The sequence below is a fragment of the Sandaracinaceae bacterium genome (genome assembly GCA_020633055.1).
Lineage (GTDB): Bacteria > Myxococcota_A > Polyangia > Polyangiales > Houyiibacteriaceae > JADJJE01.
Genome location: JACKEJ010000004.1, coordinates 215,897 through 232,126 on the forward strand (window position 1 = coordinate 215,897; position 16,230 = coordinate 232,126).

A 16,230-nucleotide genomic window follows, 5' to 3' on the forward strand; every position below is an offset into this window, starting at 1 on the left:
GCTACGCGGCGCAGTAGCGCGCGAACATGCGGCTCGACTCGCGCGCGATGCGTGCCGCGTCGTCCGCGCGCGTCAGGTTCAGGACGATGCCCTCGCTCGCGTTCACCACCATCCGTGCGCGGACGGCCGCCTCGTCGGCGTCCAGCGCGGACTCGGACCCCGCGAGCAGCGCGCTCACCAGCTCGATGGCGTGGAGCCGAAAGACCGTGAGGCGCGCCTCGAACGCGGTCCCGGTCGCGCCCGCGAGCTGCCGCAGCACGGTGGGGTATGGCGCGATGACCTTGAACGCGGCCTCGAGCGCGCGCTCCACGCGGTCCTCCACGTCTCCGCCCGGCTCGGCGACCACGGGCGCGGCGGCCAGCAACAGCCGCTCGATGAGCTCGGCCGTGAGCGCGTCGAACACGGACTCCTTGGTGCCGAAGTACTGATACAGCGAGCCCACGCTCACGCCGGCCCTCTCGGCGATGCGCGCGGTGGTCGCGCCCTCGAAGCCGTGGACCTCGAGAACGTGAGCGGAGGCCTCCAACACGGCCGCGACCAGCGCGCGAGCACGCTCCTGATGGGGCACTCTTCGTCGGCGTTTTTCGGGTGGGAGCGTCATGGCGAGTGGCGTCCGAAACGCGAGTGGAGGGCGCGCGACACGGCGCCTAGATCTAATGGCATGACGAACAGCGAATGTGAACCCATCCCGAGCGTCCCGACCTGGCCCGTGCTGGGCGCGCTCCCGTACGTCATCACCCGCGAGGGGGTCGTCCCTGGACTCTCGCGCATGGCGAACCGCTTTCGGCGGGAGGGCATCTTCCGCGTCCCGCTGCCAGGCGGCACCGACCTGACGTTCGTGTGCAACGCAGACCTGGCCGCCGAGGTGGTCGACGACGCGCGCTGGGAGAAGGTGCTCGACCCGTTCATGCTGCGCGTTCGCTTGCTCTCGGGCGACGGGCTGTTCACCGCACACTCGGACGAAGAGGCCTGGAGCGTCGCGCACAGGGTGCTCGCGCCGGCCTTCTCGGGCAGCGCGATGGCCGACTACTTCGACGCGAAGCTCGACGTGCTGAACGTGCTGCTCGACTGCTGGCGGCGCGCAGACGCTCCCGTCGACGTCGTAGGCGACACCATCAAGCTGACGCTCGAGACCATCTCGCTCGCGGGCTTCGATCACCGCTTCGGGACGTTCGAGCGCCCACAGCTCGACCCCTTCCTCGTAGCGCTGGCGCGCGGCGGGCAGGAGATCGTGGACGGCGCGTTCCGACCGCGGCTGAGCACGTGGTACGAGAGTCGCAAGCAGCGCGCGTTCGAGCGCGACGTCGCCGAGCTCCACGGGCTGGTGGACCCCGTGGTCGCCGCGCGACGCGCCACGCCCCGGGCGGCGTGGCCGAACGACCTGCTCTCGCGGATGCTGAGCAGCCCGGACCCGAAGACGGGCGAGATGCTGAGCGACGCGAACGTCCGCTACCAGATCCTCACCTTCCTCATCGCAGGGCACGAGACCACCGCCGGGCTGCTCGCGCTGGCGCTGCACTACGTGGCACGGGACCCAGCGCTGGCCGACTCCCTGCGCGCCGAGGCGGACGAGGTCGTGGGTCGTCGCGCTCCGCGGTTCGAGGACGTCCGCGCGCTCGCCCTCTCGCGACGCGTGCTGGACGAGACCCTGCGTCTCCACCCGACATTGCCCTTCATCTCGCGCGGCCCGAAGGAGGACGTGCGGCTGGGGGGCCGCTACGACGTCCGCCGCGGGCAGGCCGTGGCGCTGTTGCTCACCGCCATCCAGCAGGACCCCGCCGTCTGGGAAGACCCGCTGCGCTTCGACCCCGACCGCTTCCTGCCCGAGCGCGCCCGGAAGCGGCCCGCTCATGCGTACAAGCCGTTCGGCGTGGGCCGCCGCACGTGCCTCGGGCGCAGCTTCGCCCTCGTGGAGGCGACGCTGGCGCTGACGATGATCGCTCAGCAGTTCGAGTTCGGGGATCCGGGCCCCCTGCGGCTGGCACTCAGCCCGGTGCCCAGGCCGCGTGACTTTCGCCTGCGGCTGCGAGCGCGATCGGCGCGCGGGGCCGACGCCCGAGGGCAGGCACAGCACGCGAACCCCGCGTGAGCCGCATGAGCACGGTGCGGCTCGACCGTGCCTGGTGCATGGCCAGAGGGCGTGTCCAGGTGCGGGGGCCGCTGCCACGTGCACGCCCACGGATGGACGGGGAATATCGCCACGAAATCTCCTCGTTCGTGCCGCGTGCAGGCCACCACCACGCGCGACGCTCTCGGGATGCTCATCCGACGTCTCTTCCCCCTCGCGCTCTGCAGCGGTCTGGCCGTGGCGCTCCTCTTCGCGCGCATGGCCTTCACGGGAAGCACGCTGTTCTTCGTGCTCGGGTGGAACCTGTTCCTCGCCTGGGTGCCGCTCGGGCTCGCCCTGTGCCTCGAGAGGGCCTCGCGGCCCGGCGTCCGGCTCGGCCTCTTCGCCGCGTGGCTCGCGTTCTTCCCCAACGCCCCGTACTTGGTCACCGACTTCATACACCTGCACCACCGCGCGCCGGTGCCGCTCTGGTACGACGTGGCGTTCTTCGCGACGCTCGCCCTCGCGGGGCTGTTCGTGGGGCTCGCGTCCCTCGAGGTGGTCCACCGCGTGCTGCGCCGTCACACCAGCTCGAGGGTGTCGTGGGGTGTGCTGCTCATCATCTCCGCGCTAAGCGGCTACGCCATCTATCTCGGGCGCTTCTTGCGCTGGAACAGCTGGGACCTGCTGACGCGGCCGCTCGGCGTGCTGGGCAGCCTGGCCAGCGACGTCACGCAGGTGCGCCCATGGGGCGTGAGCGCGGTCTTCGGAGCCATGGTCTTCGTCAGCTACGTCGCCTACTGGAGCCGACAGGTGGTCTGGGTCCCGGGGGCCTCCAACTCCGAGCACAGCACCCCGTAGCGGGCGCGCAGGACCGCCTGCGATGGGGCACCCGTCGCCCATGAAACGGCCGGGTCGCGGGGCGAGCTACCAGATGGAGACCTCGCGGCGTGGCGCGCCGGTATCCAGGAGGCCGCGGTTGTTCAGGTCCTGGAAGTGGTCCCCGAACGTGCTCGCCGAGGGCCGCGGGGCGTAGCCCAACAGCGCGCGCGCCTTCGCCGACGAGTACGCGTTGTTGGCGAACATGAGCTTCACGATGGCGTTCGAGAGCGGGAACGTCACGGTCTTCAGCGCGTGCTGGTGCAGCCAGTCCATCACGTCGCCCACCGCGAGCATCGGGCGCCGCGAGAGCCCGTGCATACCCAGCGACACGCCCGCGCTCTCTCCGAGGTGCGCGACGAACTCCCGCTGCGTGAGCGGCTCGCTGAGCACCACGTGGTCGTGCACGTCGTTCATGTACGCCACCCAGTGCGCCTTCGCCGCGTCGCGCGCGTCCACGTACGAGATGCCCACACCGGTCGGGTAGACGTAGCGACGGAAGCGCAGGCTCATGCGGATGATGTTCAGCGTCAGCGCGTCCTCGCGGCTGTAGGGCCCCCACGGCGTGACCAGGTAGCTCACCATCACACGCGCGCCCTCGGCCTGCGCCGCGAGCAGCTCGCGCGTCACCTGCTTCTTGGCCAGCAGGTAGGGCACCTTGGCGTACACGTCTTCCTCCTGTGCGGGGTCCGAGACGGTGTCCTCCGTGATGCTCCCGCTACGCGGCGCGGCCAGGCCCGCCTGCGAGTGCGCCTTCTGCAGCGAGCAGCCCAGCTCGCGCGCCACGGCGAGCACGTTGAGCGGCCCGTCCAGGTTCGTGCCTACGATGGCTCCCGTTGGGTCCGTGTACGAGAGGTCGATGAAGGTGCTCGAGTCGAAGACGATGGAGTCTGCCGTGAACCCCTCGCACGCGCGACGCAGGCTCTCACGGTCGCGGATGTCGCCGGGGGCGCGCTTCACGGAGGCGGGGATCCCGTCTGCCGACCTGGGCGAGCGTGCGAGCACACGGAACTCCACGTCGCTGCCGTACATGGCGAGCCCCTGCTCCAGGAAGACGCGTCCGACGTGCCCGGTGCCACCGATGACGAGCACCTTGTCGGGTGTGCGCGTGGGCGTGAGCGGGACCTCGGGCGGAGTGAACTGAGCGAGCGTCATGCGGCAGTCTCGCACGTGCAGCGCGCCTGCGCCGTCCGCGCGCGCTGCGCGCTCGACGCCTCACGACCACTGCCGGCAGCGCGGCGCAGGCCGTAGACATGGCCGTGGACATGGCGCTCCCAGACCGCGGACTCGGGCGCCTTGGTCAGTCCACGCTCGAGAGCAGCCACTCGCGCATCGCGGGACGCACGCTGCTGGTGAAGCGCTTCGAGAGCCGCAGCTCGACGTACTGCTGCAGCAGCGCGTCCAGCATGGCCTCGAGCTCGCCCAGCAGGTAGAGCCGCTCCTCGAGGGCGGCCTCCTCTTCCTTCTTCAGCTCGGCGGGCAGGCGCACCCCGCTCATGGAGAGCGTGTCGCCGTCCAGCGAGCAGGCCCACTCGCGCTCGCCACGGATGATCTCCAGCTTGAGCTTGGCGGGCAGCTTGCCCTCGCGCAGCGCCGCGCGCGCCTCGTTGCTCTCGCTGGGCTCGGTGCCGGTGATGCTGACGCGCTCCACCACGTCGAAGCGCGACTCGAGCACGAGCGGGCTCGTGACGTACAGCGCGAAGGGGTCCACCCCGGGCGGCGTGAACAGCTCCTGCGGGGGCCGCACCAAGGGCACCGTCGCGTCCTCGCGCAGCGCCTCCACGTCCTCGGCGCCCATGCGCTCGCTCTCGTACCAGAGGTACAGCAGCCACTCGCGCCCCAGGAAGCGCACGCCCTCGATCTGATCGACCAGGTCCACCATGGATCAGCCCTCCGCCTTCTTCTTGCCGCGCGCGATGGGCATGACATCCGCCGACGCGTCGGACGGGTCGTCGCTGTGCAAGCGCGCCGGCAGCAACGCCGCGAGCTTGCCGAGGCGCGTGTCGTCGAAGCCCATGCGCTGCATGCCCAGCAGCACCCCGTGCTCGTCGAGCTCCAGCTTGAACGTCTTCTCGAAGTGCACCAGCGCGTGGGCGAGGACCGGCTTGCTGGTGCTGCCCACCCGCACGAGCCCAGTGCCCAGCTCCCACGACAGCTCCACGTGCCGCATGCTGGGGATGGTCTGCTTGCGCAGGTGGCGCATGACGAAGACCTTGAGGTCCTCCTTCTGCGACCGACTCAAGCGCGAGGTGCCCTGCTTGTCCATGAACTCGCGCTCGGCGATGGCGTACTGGGCCTTGAACAGGTTGCGGGGCACGCGCCAGCGATCGATGCGCAGCCCGATGTGCACGTGGTCGGCGAAGAGGAAGTCCTCACGACTCACGTCGATGACGAACGGGTCGCGGATGGAGCACCAGCCGACGCGCTCGTCCTCTTCTTCCTCCGGGGCGAGCGGCCGGAAGGACTCGTGCGCCACAGCCTTCTCGAAGCGCGACCGGAAGTTGCCGCTGGGCGCGTCACCGCGCACGTAGAACCTGGTGTATGAAGCGCTGCCGCCGAGGAGACCCATGGGGGCCGCAGCTTGAACCACGGCGCTCCCTCGTGCCCATGATTTCTGGCGGATGTGTGCGTGATAGCCTACGCGCCTGATGAGCGAGCGCGCGCTGCACACCCACTTCCCGGCGCTGACGCGGGCGGTGCCCATGGCGTCGCTCGGTCGGTTCCCCACACCCGTTCAGGCGCTCGCCCCCCTGCGCGCGCGCTTCGGCCCCGCGACCCCGGAGCTGTGGGTCAAGCGCGACGACCAGAGCGCGGAGGCCTACGGTGGAAACAAGGTGCGCACGCTCGAGGTCCTGTTCGCGGACGCGCTCGCGCAGGGGGCCACCCGCGTCGTCTCCACCGGAGCGTTCGGCAGCAATCACGCCGCTGCGACGGTGCTGCACGCGCGACGCGTGGGCCTCGAACCCGGTGCGCTGTTGTTCCCGCAGCCCCCGTCCGCGGCGGCACGCGAGAACCTCGAGGTCACGCTCACGCACGGCGCGTTCGTCGAGGAGCTCTCGCACTGGTCGTCCCTGCCGTACGGCCTCGCGCGCACGGCGCTGCGCGATCGGCGGGAGGGGCGTCGTTCATACGTCATGGTCCCCGGCGGGGCCACGCCCCTCGGCGCGCTGGGCTACGTCTCCGCGGCGTTCGAGCTGGCCGAGCAGGTGGCGCGCGGCGAGCTCCCCGCGCCAAGGCGCGTGGTGGTGGCGGTGGGCAGCACCTGCACCACGGCCGGGCTGTTGCTGGGCTTCACGCTCGCGGCGCGCATGGGCTTGGGGTTCCACACTCCGCCGCTCGTCCACGCCGTCCGTGTGACGCCGTGGCCCGTGACCAGCCACGCGCGCATCGTGCAGCTGGCGCTGCGCACGGCGGACCTACTGACGACGCACGGCGCGCTCGGCCACGGTGGCGCGGGCGCGGCGCCGGAGCGTGCGCAGCTGGACGCGCTGCTGCGCGTGGATGGGCGCTACCTGGGCCTCGGCTATGGTCGCGTGACGGCCGGCGGCCTGGACGCCATCGCCCGCTTCACACTCGCTGGGGGGCCGCCGCTGGACACGGGCTACAGCGGAAAGAGCGGCGCCGGCTTCTTGGACCTGGCGCGCGAGGCCACCGAGGGGCCGCTGTTGTTCTGGGCCACGAAGTCGAGCGCCCCCCTTCCGCCCGCCTTCGCGCCGGGCCCCAGCGGACACGGCCGCGGTCGCGAGGTGCTGCGGAGTCTGCCGCGCATGCGCGCGTTCCTGGCGTGACGGGCAGAAGCGCCCCGCCCGTTGTCGCGTCCGCGACGTTGACGTATCAACGGGCATGGAACTTCGTGTCGGGACACACCTCACCGAGCCGCTCGCGCTCCTGCAGTTCGCGGTGTATGCGGACGTGCTCGAGGGCGTCCCGGACCGCGCGATCAACGACGGGATCATCGCAGACGCGCTCGCGCTGGCGAAGCGCACCCACGGGCTCGACCCGGTGCTGATCACGCCTCGTGAGCGGCCGCTGGGGAGCCGCCCATCGCGCGTCTCCCTTCCGTCGATCTGCTGCGTGGGACGCTTCCGTAGCCCGCAGCCGGCGCGGGACCCGAGCGCAGAGCGCTCCGAAGTGTGCCTGGTGTGGTTCCAGGATCAGTTCGCGTTTCCCATCAACGCCGAGGTCGCCGCCGAGATCGCCACCTTGGTGTGGAGCGAGATAGCCACCGACGACTTCATGTGAGCCCACGCCGGGTCGGCCGCCGCCAGGCGGCGTCGGCTTGCGCACCGCAGTAGAACACGTTCTACTTTCGACATGAGCGCCAGCCGCGAAGCCCTCGACAACCTCGTAGTGGACGTCCGCAGCCGGCACCTCGGCCAGCATCCAGATGGCGCCGTCGCGCTCGAGGGACACATGCGCTTCGGCAAGGCGCTCGAGGGCCCGCCGGGGCGCCTGCACGGGGGCTATCACGCCCACGTCCGGACCCTGCCGCTGCTGGCGCGCTGCGACGAGCACGACAGCGCCGCGACGTACCCCTGCGCGCTGGACGTGCACATCCAGAAGCCGCTGCCGCTCGAGCAGGACGTGGCCTTCGACGCCGAGTACACACGCGGCGAGTGGGGCTGGGAGCTGGCCACTCGCTTCGAACACAGCGACCGGCTGCGCGCCACGTTGCGGTCGCTGCCCGCCGGGCCGCTGCTGAACGCCGACGAGCTGGAGCGCTATCGGCAGCAGTACGAGGCCTCACAGCCGGCCCAGGGCCGCTTCAAGATGTTCGGCGTGACCGTCCAGCTGGGCGCCGAGGTGGTGTTCGTGACGGGCCGTGACCCGTTGCACACCGAGCCCGACAGCCAGCTGGCGGATCTGTGCGACGCGCGCGGCGCGTTCGGCCCGGCGCTCATCGCAGCGCAGCTGGACGCCGTGGGGGCCGTGGCGCAGGGCACGCGCATGCGGCACCCGCACTTCACCAAGCGCATCGAGCTGGCCTTCGCGAGCGGCAGCGTGCCCGCCAGCACGGGCTTCGTGTTCTTGGCGGACCGCACGCGCATCGAGGAGGACACCGCCTCCACCACGGCCCCCGTCGAGATCAAGGGCCAGCTGTGGGGGACTGTGCGCGTGCCCGTCGCGCTGGTCGACGCGACCTTCGAGCGCGCGCTCGCCGTGGGGCACGTCACCGTGCACCCCGTGGACCCGGAGAAGTTCGCGGGGCTCACGGAGATGCGCAAGCTGCGTGACGACAGCGCGGCGTGACGGACGCCGCACCGGGCCACGGGTGATAGCCTCGGGGTGTGACGAGCTTCGACGGAGACGGTGCGGGTCCCGAACCCGGTGGTGGCGTTCCTTCGGGGGCTGGGCCCGCGGCCGCGCCGCCCCCCGGCGGGAGCACAGGTGGGCCCTTCGCCCTGAGCCCCAGCGACAGCGCCCCGGTGCGGACCATCGCGGACTTCAACGCCGCCATGGACGTGTTCAAGACCCTGCTGGGACAGCTGGTCCCGAGCGGGCTCCTGGGGGCGTTCGGGGTCCTGGCGGCGGCCTCGCTCGCGGCGAACAGCCCGCTGTGGGTGGCGCAGTACCTGGACCACCGAGTGCGTGCCCAGGTCTTCGCAGGAGACTTCGACGCGTTCGCGGGGACGGGACTGCTCTCGACCGCGCTGAAGGTGTTCGCGGCGCTGCTGTCGGTGCTGGTGTTCGCCGCGCGGCTCGGTCTGGCGCGCCCGATGCGCGCGCTCGTGCTCGGCGGCGACGCCCCAACGCGCGGCGTAGGCGACATCCTGCGCGTCTCGCTCGAGCGCTTCGCTCCCAACCTCGGCATGGTGCTGGCGTACGCCGTGGCCGTGTCGGTGGGGTTCGGCGCGTGCATCCTGCCAGGCTTCGCCGCGGCGATCATGCTCTACCCGGCGCTCTACCTCGTCGCCACGGGGCGGGAGTTCGGTGACGCCTTCAGCATGGGCGTGGACTGGATGTCACGACACACCGGGGCGCTGCTGGGCACGCTCGGCGTCCTCGTCGCCATCGGCGTGGTGCTGTTCTGTTGCAGCTGCGGAACGCTGGACATGTTCGGGTCGGCGCGCGACGTCGGGACCTCGCTGCTCCTGCTGCCGCTCGTGACGGTGGCCAACGAAGCCATCTCGGCGGTGACGCTGACCTTCCTGGCGAGTGGCTGCATCGCCGCGGACCAGGCAGAGTCGACCGTGGCGCCACGCGGCCCGACCGGACCGTTCTGACGCCATACGACGGCCCCGCATCGTGCCAGCGAGTGGCGCGCGGTGTACGCTGACGCCGCATGTCTCCGTCTCGCTCGCTGCTGCTCTGCGCTGCCCTGCTCCTCGCCCGTCCCACGCTCGCGGCGGCGGATGTCCCCAGCTCCGCGGCGCGCGAGGGAGCGACGCCCAGCCCGGCGCGAGCCACCGCGGGCAGCGAGGCGCGCCCACGCGACACGGGCGCGGGGACGACCGACCCGCAGGGGACGCCATCCACCGAGGACGCGAGCACGCCCCCCACGGTGACCGAGCGCATCTTGAGTGGCATCCGCCGCGTCGGGCCCCTCGTCGTGACCATCACGCGTGAGGCGCGCGACCTGGCGCTGGGGAACATCAACGTGTTCGCGCGCGCGGCACGCGTCGCGCCAGCCAACCTGGGTGACGGCATGCTCGGCTATCGCCTCACCGGCATCCGGCAGCACTCCGTGGTGGCCGCCCTCGGGCTGCGCAACGGGGACGTGCTGCGCAGCATCAACGGCCGGCCGACCACCACGCCCGGCGAGGTGCTGGCCGCCTATGGAGGGCTGCGGGGCGCGGGCGCGTGGTCCGTCGTGGTCCACCGCCGGGGCGCAGACGTGACGCTCGTGGTGCGCGTGGTAGACCCTGCGGCCGAGGCCCCCCCGGGGACGTCGAGCACGGCACGGAGCGCGACGACGCCCGCAGCGGGGACGTCGTCCGCCGGTGCCCGAGACGGCGCCGAGACGAGCCCCCCGTCCGTCAGCCGACGTTCAACGCGGGGCCCGTCTCGCGCGCGCGAGTAGCGGCCCGGGCGTCCTGACGGCCACGGGGTGCGCCCGCGCGGCTGAAGCGCAGGTGGGCGTCGTCGACCCTGTCGAAGCGCAGCGCGCGCAGGTCACGCCTGTAGCTCTGCGGCAGCTGCCAGGGTGACTCGTCGCCCTGGCGCGGCAGCACGTCCTTGGCGCGCGCGACGTAGCCCGAGGCCATCTCCAACATCGGCCTGACGCCCACGCGCGCCCCGGGGTGCCGCGCCACCACCTGGTTCACGCCTTGCGCGTCCATCCTCCCCAGCAGGCGGCACACGTACTCGGCTACCAGGTCGGCGCGCAGGGTCCACGACGCGTTGGTGTAGCCCACGGTGAGCGAGAGGTTCGGGACACCCGCGAACATCACGCCCTTGTACGTGAGCGCCTCGTTCATGGCCTGGGGCACGCCATCCACCTCGATATCCATGCCGCCGAACAGGCGCAGCTCGAGCCCGGTGGCCGTGATGATGATGTCCGCCTCGAGCTCCTGACCGGAGGCGAGGCGCAAGCCCGTCTCGGTGAACGTCTCGATGTGGTCCGTGACCACCGACACGCGCCCCTCGCGGATGGCCGTGAACATGTCGCCGTCGGGCACGGCGCACATGCGCTCGTCCCACGGCTTGTAGCGCGGCGTGAAGTGCCGCATGGAGGAGGCACCGGCGAGCTGCTTCTGCACACCCGCCAGCAGCGCCTTCCTGGCGATCCCGGGCGCGCGTTTGCTGCCCTGGTAGACCGCCGCCTGGGCGGAGAAGAAGGCCAGGCGCGCCGCCTGATGCACCACCTGGTCGGGGAGGAAGCGCCGCAGCCAGGGGGAGATGCGGTCCGCCCGCGGCACGCTGAGGAGATACGTCGGCGAGCGCTGCAGCATGGTCACGTGCGCGGCCTTGTCGGCCATCGAGGGGACCAGCGTGATGGCCGTGGCGCCCGAACCGATGACCACCACGCGTTTGCCCGTGTAGTCCAGGTCCTCGGGCCAGAATTGCGGGTGGACGATCTGCCCTTGGAAGCGGTCACGCCCCTCGAACTTCGGCGTGAAGCCTTGGTCGTAGCTGTAGTAGCCCGAGCACATCATCAGGAAGTTGCAGCGCAGCGTGACGTCACGCGTGCCTTGGTCGTCGGTGTGTGTCGCGCGCACCGTCCAGCGCGCGGTCTCGCTCGACCATGACGCGTGGGTGACCTTGTGGCCGAAGCGGATGTGCTGGTCGATGCCGGCCTCGCGCGCGGTCTCCTCGACATAGGACCGGATGAGGGACCCGTCGGCGATGGTCTGGGTGCTCTTCCAAGGCTTGAACTTGTACCCGAGCGTGTACATGTCCGTGTCCGAGCGCACCCCGGGGTAGCGGAACAGGTCCCAGGTGCCGCCCATGCGCTGCCGCCCCTCGAGCAACGCGAAGGTCTTGCCGGGGCACTTGTCACGCAGGTGCCAGGCGGCTCCCACGCCAGACAGGCCCGCACCCACGATCAGCACATCCACGTCGTCGTTGTTCATCAGCGTTCCTTTCGCTCCCGGTCAGCATGCCAAGGGCGGCCCGCGGAGGGCACGGCGTGAGCGGCCAAGTTCTGGTCGTTTCGGGCCAGCCCCGCCCCCAACCGCGCGCACCCCTCAGGCGGCGCTGCGCGAAAGCGAGCGCACCCAAGCCAGCCCCTCGGCCGGCGTGGCGCACACCAAGTGCGGCATCGGGAAGGGTCGCACCCACAGGATGGCCGTGAGCACCCCGCGCTGGAGCGCGTTGGACAGCACGATGGCCTGTCCGCTCACGGTCTCGGCGAGCAGCGCGCTGTGGTCCTCGAGGAACTGCGCCATGCGCCTGCGCTCCTTGGCCCCGGGGGGCTGTGAGTTGCGGCCGTCGACCACGATGCCGATCTTGACGCCCGACTGCTTCGCGCCACGCATCGAGCTCAGCAGCCGCTCGTGGTAGCGCTCGTACTCGTCCGCATCGACGTTACCCGTGATGGTGATCAGCACGTTGGGGTGGATGGAGTCGTCGAAGTAGATGGGCATACGTGTTCTGGCCAGGGCTCGCACCCCCGCGCACGCAGCCCCAGGATACCCGTTCTTGCGGCGTTCGTCTCGGGGCCAGACGGTCGCACGAGATGCGCTTGCCCGATCAGTTGCTCAGGCCGAACCAGGGGATGAGCATCAGCGCGGGGAACCCGGCCGGCGCAGGGGGCGCTGCTCCGCAGCGCGCGCCCGGTCCGAAGTCACCTTCGTAAGACAAGCGGATGTCGCTTCCCCTCGACCGGATGGAAGACACGCGTCCCTGGCCGTCGTGGACGACGTCGTCCGTCATGCGCTCCGCGCCGCTCTCGTCGCGAACGACGACGCTCGTCACGAGACCGGTAGGTGCGTAGCGGAACTCCTGTCGCATGGACCCCAGCTCGCCATGAGCCTTCTCGAGCATCACGACGCGACCGTCTTCGTCGTAGCTGACGCTGCCGGCCTCGTCGGGTACATCGTCGTTCGCGGCTTCGCAACGGTAGGTCTCGAACCGTCCCGCGGCGTCGTAACCAAGCGAACACGCCCTCTCGCCGACGTCAGCGAGTTGGCGTGCGGCACCCACCAAGCGCCCCATCGCATCGTAGGAGAACGTCCAGCTCTCCCGCTCGCGACCATCCTCGGCGCCGAGCATCGTCCGCGACACGAGGCGCCCGTCGTCACCGTACGTGAAGTGCTGCACCCACGCGGGGCTCCCCTGCAGAGTCCCGTCGATTCGGGCCAAGCGTCCCTCGGCGTCATAGGCGTACAGGAGTGTCGCGCCCATGGCCGACACCTCGCTGGACACCAAGCGCCCGCTCTCGTACGCGTAGACGAGGTCGTTACCCGATGGGTGGGCCACGACGCACCGTCCGTGCATGGGGTCTGCGTGGCCAGTCAACGCCGCGAGGGGCGCGACCAGCACCGCTTGCGCGCTCCGAGATCCCGAGGGGGAAGGTGCACATCCCGCCAACGCCGAGTGGAGTAGGATTGCGACGAAGAAACACGGACGAATTGGTGACCTAGTGTGCATGCGTGAAGGTTGTCCGTGTTCGCCGAGGCTGTCGAGAGCAACACGGCGGATGCGTCCGCGCGCTGTGCTAGTGTCCAACCCCCGCCGAGTGCAGCGTCGCGCTCGGCGGTTTTCTGAACCCACGAGGACCCCCATGAAGAGTCGCGCCGCTGTCGCCTTTGCCGCTGGCAAGCCCCTCGAGATCGTCGAGATCGACGTCGCCCCGCCCCAGAAGGGCGAGGTGCTGGTCAAGATCACGCACACCGGCGTGTGCCACACAGACGCCTTCACGCTCAGCGGGGACGACCCGGAGGGCATCTTCCCGGCCGTGCTCGGGCACGAGGGCGGCGGCGTGGTGGTCGAGGTCGGCGAGGGTGTGACCAGCCTGGCCAAGGGCGACCGCGTCATCCCGCTCTACACAGCCGAGTGTCGCGAGTGCAAGTTCTGCAAGAGCGGCAAGACCAACCTGTGTCAGGCGGTGCGCGCCACGCAGGGGAAGGGCCTCATGCCGGACGGGACGTCGCGCTTCTCGTACGAGGGCAAGCCCATCTTCCACTACATGGGCTGCAGCACGTTCAGCGAGTACACGGTCGTGCCGGAGATCTCGCTCGCCAAGGTCAACGACCAGGCCCCGCTCGAGAAGGTCTGCCTGCTGGGCTGCGGCGTCACCACTGGCATCGGCGCGGTGCACAACACCGCCAAGGTGAAGGCGGGAGACAGCGTCGCCGTGTTCGGCCTGGGCGGCATCGGGCTGGCCGTGATCGTGGGCGCCAAGCAGGCGCAGGCGGGGCGCATCGTCGCGGTGGACATCAACCCCAGCAAGTTCGAGCTGGCCAAGCAGCTGGGCGCCACCGACTGCATCAACCCGAAGGACTACGACGGGCGACCCATCCAGGAGGTGATCGTCGAGCTCACCGACGGCGGCGTCGACTTCAGCTTCGAGTGCATCGGCAACGTGGAGGTCATGCGCGCGGCGCTCGAGTGCTGCCACAAGGGCTGGGGCGAGAGCGTCATCATCGGCGTGGCGGGCGCGGGCCAGGAGATCAAGACGCGGCCGTTCCAGCTGGTGACCGGGCGCGTCTGGCGCGGCACCGCCTTCGGCGGCGTGCGCGGGCGCACCGAGCTGCCGGGCATGGTGGAGCAGGCCATGCGCGGAGAGTTGGACCTCGACCCGTTCATCACGCACACGCTGCCGCTCGAGCGCATCAACGAGGCCTTCGACCTGATGCACGCGGGCGAGTCCATCCGCACCGTCATCCACTTCGATCGCTGAGCGCGAGAGCCCACGGAGCCGCATGGAACGCATCGAGTCCCACAAGCAGTTCGGAGGCGTGCAGGAGGTCTACCAGCACACGTCCGAGTCCCTCGGCGGCGACGCGCGCGTGGGCGTCTACCTGCCGCCCCAGGCGGCGGCGGGCCCCTGCCCGGTGCTGTACTTCCTGGCCGGTCTGACCTGCACCGAGCAGAACTTCATCACCAAGGCGGGGGCACAGCGCTTCGCGGCCGAGCACGGCATCATCCTCGTGGCACCGGACACCAGCCCGCGCGGCAAGGGCGTGCCCGACGACGACGCCTACGACCTCGGGCAGGGCGCGGGTTTCTACCTGAACGCCACGCAGGAGCCGTGGGCCACGCACTTTCACATGTACGACTACGTCGCGCAGGAGCTGCCCGCGTGGGTGGCGGCGAACTTCCCGGTGAGCGACCGGCGCGCGATCATGGGGCACTCCATGGGCGGCCACGGCGCGCTCGTGGTCGCACTGAAGAACCCGGGCATGTTCCGGAGCGCATCGGCCTTTGCGCCCATCGTCGCGCCCACGCAGGTCCCGTGGGGCCACAAGGCCTTCACAGCGTACTTGGGCGAGGACACGGCGCTGTGGAGGGAGTGGGACACGTGCGAGTTGGTCGCGACCGCGACCGAGAAGGTGCCGCTCTTGGTGGATCAGGGCACGGCCGACAACTTCCTCGACGCGCAGCTGCAGCCCGAGCGCCTCACGGCCGCGTGCGAGCGCGCGCAACACCCGCTGACGCTGCGCATGCAAGAGGGCTACGACCACAGCTACTACTTCATCAGCTCGTTCGTGGGCGACCACGTCGCGTTCCACGCGCAGCACCTGCGGGGCTGACCGTCTCGGGATGGACGCCGAGCGCGCCGTCGACTATGACGGTATCGGTGTCCACCGCACGAACCCACCAGCGAAGCACCCGCCACTCCGCATCCACTCGGCTCGCCGCCTCCCTCGCGGCCCTGACCCTCGCCTTGTGCGCGGGCTGCGGTGACGACGAAGCCAACCCCGCCGCGGCGCTCGGCGAACCCGACGTGTCCGGCTGGGACAGTACGGCGGCCCTCACCCTCTCCCCCGGCACGCCCCCGAGTGGCTTCGAAGACCTCGACGCCACCTACTACGACGGCGTCCCCTGCGGCCCGTTCGCGGAGACCGTCGTGGACCTCTTCGTGCCCACGGGTCTCACGGCCCCCGCCCCCCTGGTGCTGTTCTTCCATGGCGGCGGGTTCACCGGCGGCTCGCGCACCAACGCCTACGGGGGTAGCGTCGGCGACGACCTGCGCGCCCTGGTGGACGCGGGCGTCATCTACGGCACCGCCGACTACCGCCTGCTGCAAGAGCCCGACGCCGAGGGCGTGATCAAGCCCATGCACGACGGACAGGTGTGCCTGCAGTACCTGCGCCTGCACGCGGAGGAGCTGGGGCTGGACCCCACGCGCGTGGTGGTCATGGGCGTCTCGGCCGGCGCCGGCTTGAGCCTGTGGCTGGGCACGGCCAGCGAGCTCGCCGTCCGGAACCACCCGGAGCCCGTGCTGCGAGAGTCCACGCGGGTCAGCGGGGTGGTCGCGCTCGAGACGCAGGCCACGTACGACCTGGGGCGCTGGGACACCGACGTGTTCGTGGAGTACAACTTCGACCTCCTGGGCCTGGCCGCCGCCATCGGCCTCGACGGAAGGCTGCTCGCGTTCTACGGCATCACCGAGCTCGAGGACTTCGACTCGCCGGAGACGCTGCGCTACCGCGCCGCCGTCGACATGCTGGGCCTGATGAGCCACGACGACCCGCCGATCTTCGTACGCAACGAGAACACCCCCGTGTCGCGCCCGCTCACGCCCGACGTGGCGTTCCACCACCCGGACCACGCACGCGCCGTGCACGACCGCGCCGTCGAGGTGGGCGTCCCCGTGGTGGCGTACGCCCATGGGCGCGACCTGGTGGACCCGAGCGGCGAGACGGTGGTGGACTTCTCGCTGCGTGTGCTGGACGTCCAGGCCCCCTGAGGGGGCT

17 protein-coding genes are annotated in these 16,230 nt (G+C 70.7%); 10 read left to right on the forward strand and 7 right to left on the reverse strand.

What is annotated here, in order from left to right:
• Nucleotide 1 precedes the first annotated feature (1 nt).
• On the reverse strand, nt 2-601 hold the full coding sequence (locus H6726_00825) for a TetR/AcrR family transcriptional regulator (GenBank protein ID MCB9656162.1): 600 nt from the start codon (nt 599-601) through the stop codon (nt 2-4).
• 60 nt (nt 602-661) lie between these two features.
• On the opposite strand from H6726_00825, the gene H6726_00830 reads away from it, so the two are divergent.
• Both H6726_00830 and H6726_00835 read left to right on the forward strand, forming a co-directional pair.
• The gene (locus tag H6726_00830) at nt 662-2,089 is read left to right on the forward strand and encodes a cytochrome P450 (GenBank protein ID MCB9656163.1); all 1,428 of its coding nucleotides are present in this window, start codon (nt 662-664) and stop codon (nt 2,087-2,089) included.
• A gap of 168 nt (nt 2,090-2,257) precedes the next feature.
• Nucleotides 2,258-2,908 (forward strand): DUF1361 domain-containing protein, encoded by a 651-nt coding sequence (locus H6726_00835; protein ID MCB9656164.1) that lies wholly within the window; start codon nt 2,258-2,260, stop codon nt 2,906-2,908.
• A gap of 66 nt (nt 2,909-2,974) precedes the next feature.
• On the opposite strand, the gene H6726_00840 is transcribed toward H6726_00835, so the two are convergent.
• From H6726_00840 to H6726_00850, 3 genes are all read right to left on the reverse strand, one after another.
• Nucleotides 2,975-4,081, reverse strand: a complete 1,107-nt coding sequence (locus H6726_00840) for an NAD-dependent epimerase/dehydratase family protein (GenBank protein MCB9656165.1) — start codon at nt 4,079-4,081, stop codon at nt 2,975-2,977.
• A 145-nt stretch (nt 4,082-4,226) separates the two neighbouring features.
• Nucleotides 4,227-4,808 carry a hypothetical protein gene (locus H6726_00845; GenBank protein MCB9656166.1) on the reverse strand — a complete coding sequence of 194 codons (582 nt, stop codon included), beginning with the start codon at nt 4,806-4,808 and terminating at the stop codon, nt 4,227-4,229.
• Nucleotides 4,809-4,811: 3 nt separating this feature from the next.
• The gene (locus tag H6726_00850; GenBank protein MCB9656167.1) at nt 4,812-5,495 is read right to left on the reverse strand and encodes a hypothetical protein; all 684 of its coding nucleotides are present in this window, start codon (nt 5,493-5,495) and stop codon (nt 4,812-4,814) included.
• Nucleotides 5,496-5,574: 79 nt separating this feature from the next.
• Between H6726_00850 and H6726_00855 the strand changes: the two genes are divergently transcribed.
• From H6726_00855 to H6726_00875, 5 genes are all read left to right on the forward strand, one after another.
• Nucleotides 5,575-6,714: a pyridoxal-phosphate dependent enzyme gene (locus tag H6726_00855; protein MCB9656168.1), complete on the forward strand. Its 1,140-nt coding sequence runs from the start codon at nt 5,575-5,577 to the stop codon at nt 6,712-6,714.
• A 55-nt stretch (nt 6,715-6,769) separates the two neighbouring features.
• Nucleotides 6,770-7,168 carry a hypothetical protein gene (locus tag H6726_00860; protein MCB9656169.1) on the forward strand — a complete coding sequence of 133 codons (399 nt, stop codon included), beginning with the start codon at nt 6,770-6,772 and terminating at the stop codon, nt 7,166-7,168.
• Nucleotides 7,169-7,240: 72 nt separating this feature from the next.
• A complete protein-coding gene (locus tag H6726_00865; protein MCB9656170.1) occupies nt 7,241-8,176 on the forward strand; it encodes a hypothetical protein in 936 nt (311 codons plus the stop codon).
• Between the two features lie 38 nt (nt 8,177-8,214).
• Nucleotides 8,215-9,150 carry a hypothetical protein gene (locus H6726_00870; GenBank protein ID MCB9656171.1) on the forward strand — a complete coding sequence of 312 codons (936 nt, stop codon included), beginning with the start codon at nt 8,215-8,217 and terminating at the stop codon, nt 9,148-9,150.
• A 59-nt stretch (nt 9,151-9,209) separates the two neighbouring features.
• Nucleotides 9,210-9,947 (forward strand): hypothetical protein, encoded by a 738-nt coding sequence (locus tag H6726_00875; GenBank protein MCB9656172.1) that lies wholly within the window; start codon nt 9,210-9,212, stop codon nt 9,945-9,947.
• On the opposite strand, the gene H6726_00880 is transcribed toward H6726_00875, so the two are convergent.
• The 3 genes from H6726_00880 to H6726_00890 form a co-directional block, all read right to left on the reverse strand.
• A complete protein-coding gene (locus tag H6726_00880) occupies nt 9,904-11,439 on the reverse strand; it encodes an NAD(P)/FAD-dependent oxidoreductase (GenBank protein MCB9656173.1) in 1,536 nt (511 codons plus the stop codon). The two genes, H6726_00875 and H6726_00880, sit on opposite strands and share 44 nt — an antisense overlap.
• A 114-nt stretch (nt 11,440-11,553) precedes the next feature.
• Nucleotides 11,554-11,952 carry a hypothetical protein gene (locus tag H6726_00885; protein ID MCB9656174.1) on the reverse strand — a complete coding sequence of 133 codons (399 nt, stop codon included), beginning with the start codon at nt 11,950-11,952 and terminating at the stop codon, nt 11,554-11,556.
• A 106-nt stretch (nt 11,953-12,058) separates the two neighbouring features.
• Nucleotides 12,059-12,787 (reverse strand): RHS repeat protein, encoded by a 729-nt coding sequence (locus tag H6726_00890; GenBank protein ID MCB9656175.1) that lies wholly within the window; start codon nt 12,785-12,787, stop codon nt 12,059-12,061.
• A 304-nt stretch (nt 12,788-13,091) separates the two neighbouring features.
• On the opposite strand from H6726_00890, the gene H6726_00895 reads away from it, so the two are divergent.
• The 3 genes from H6726_00895 to H6726_00905 are packed head-to-tail and all read left to right on the forward strand — an operon-like array spanning nt 13,092 to nt 16,223.
• Entirely contained in the window at nt 13,092-14,210 is a 1,119-nt protein-coding gene (locus H6726_00895; protein ID MCB9656176.1) for an S-(hydroxymethyl)glutathione dehydrogenase/class III alcohol dehydrogenase, read from the forward strand.
• A gap of 22 nt (nt 14,211-14,232) precedes the next feature.
• Nucleotides 14,233-15,063, forward strand: a complete 831-nt coding sequence (gene fghA, locus H6726_00900; protein MCB9656177.1) for an S-formylglutathione hydrolase — start codon at nt 14,233-14,235, stop codon at nt 15,061-15,063.
• 47 nt (nt 15,064-15,110) lie between these two features.
• Entirely contained in the window at nt 15,111-16,223 is a 1,113-nt protein-coding gene (locus H6726_00905; protein ID MCB9656178.1) for an alpha/beta hydrolase fold domain-containing protein, read from the forward strand.
• Nucleotides 16,224-16,230 lie beyond the last annotated feature (7 nt).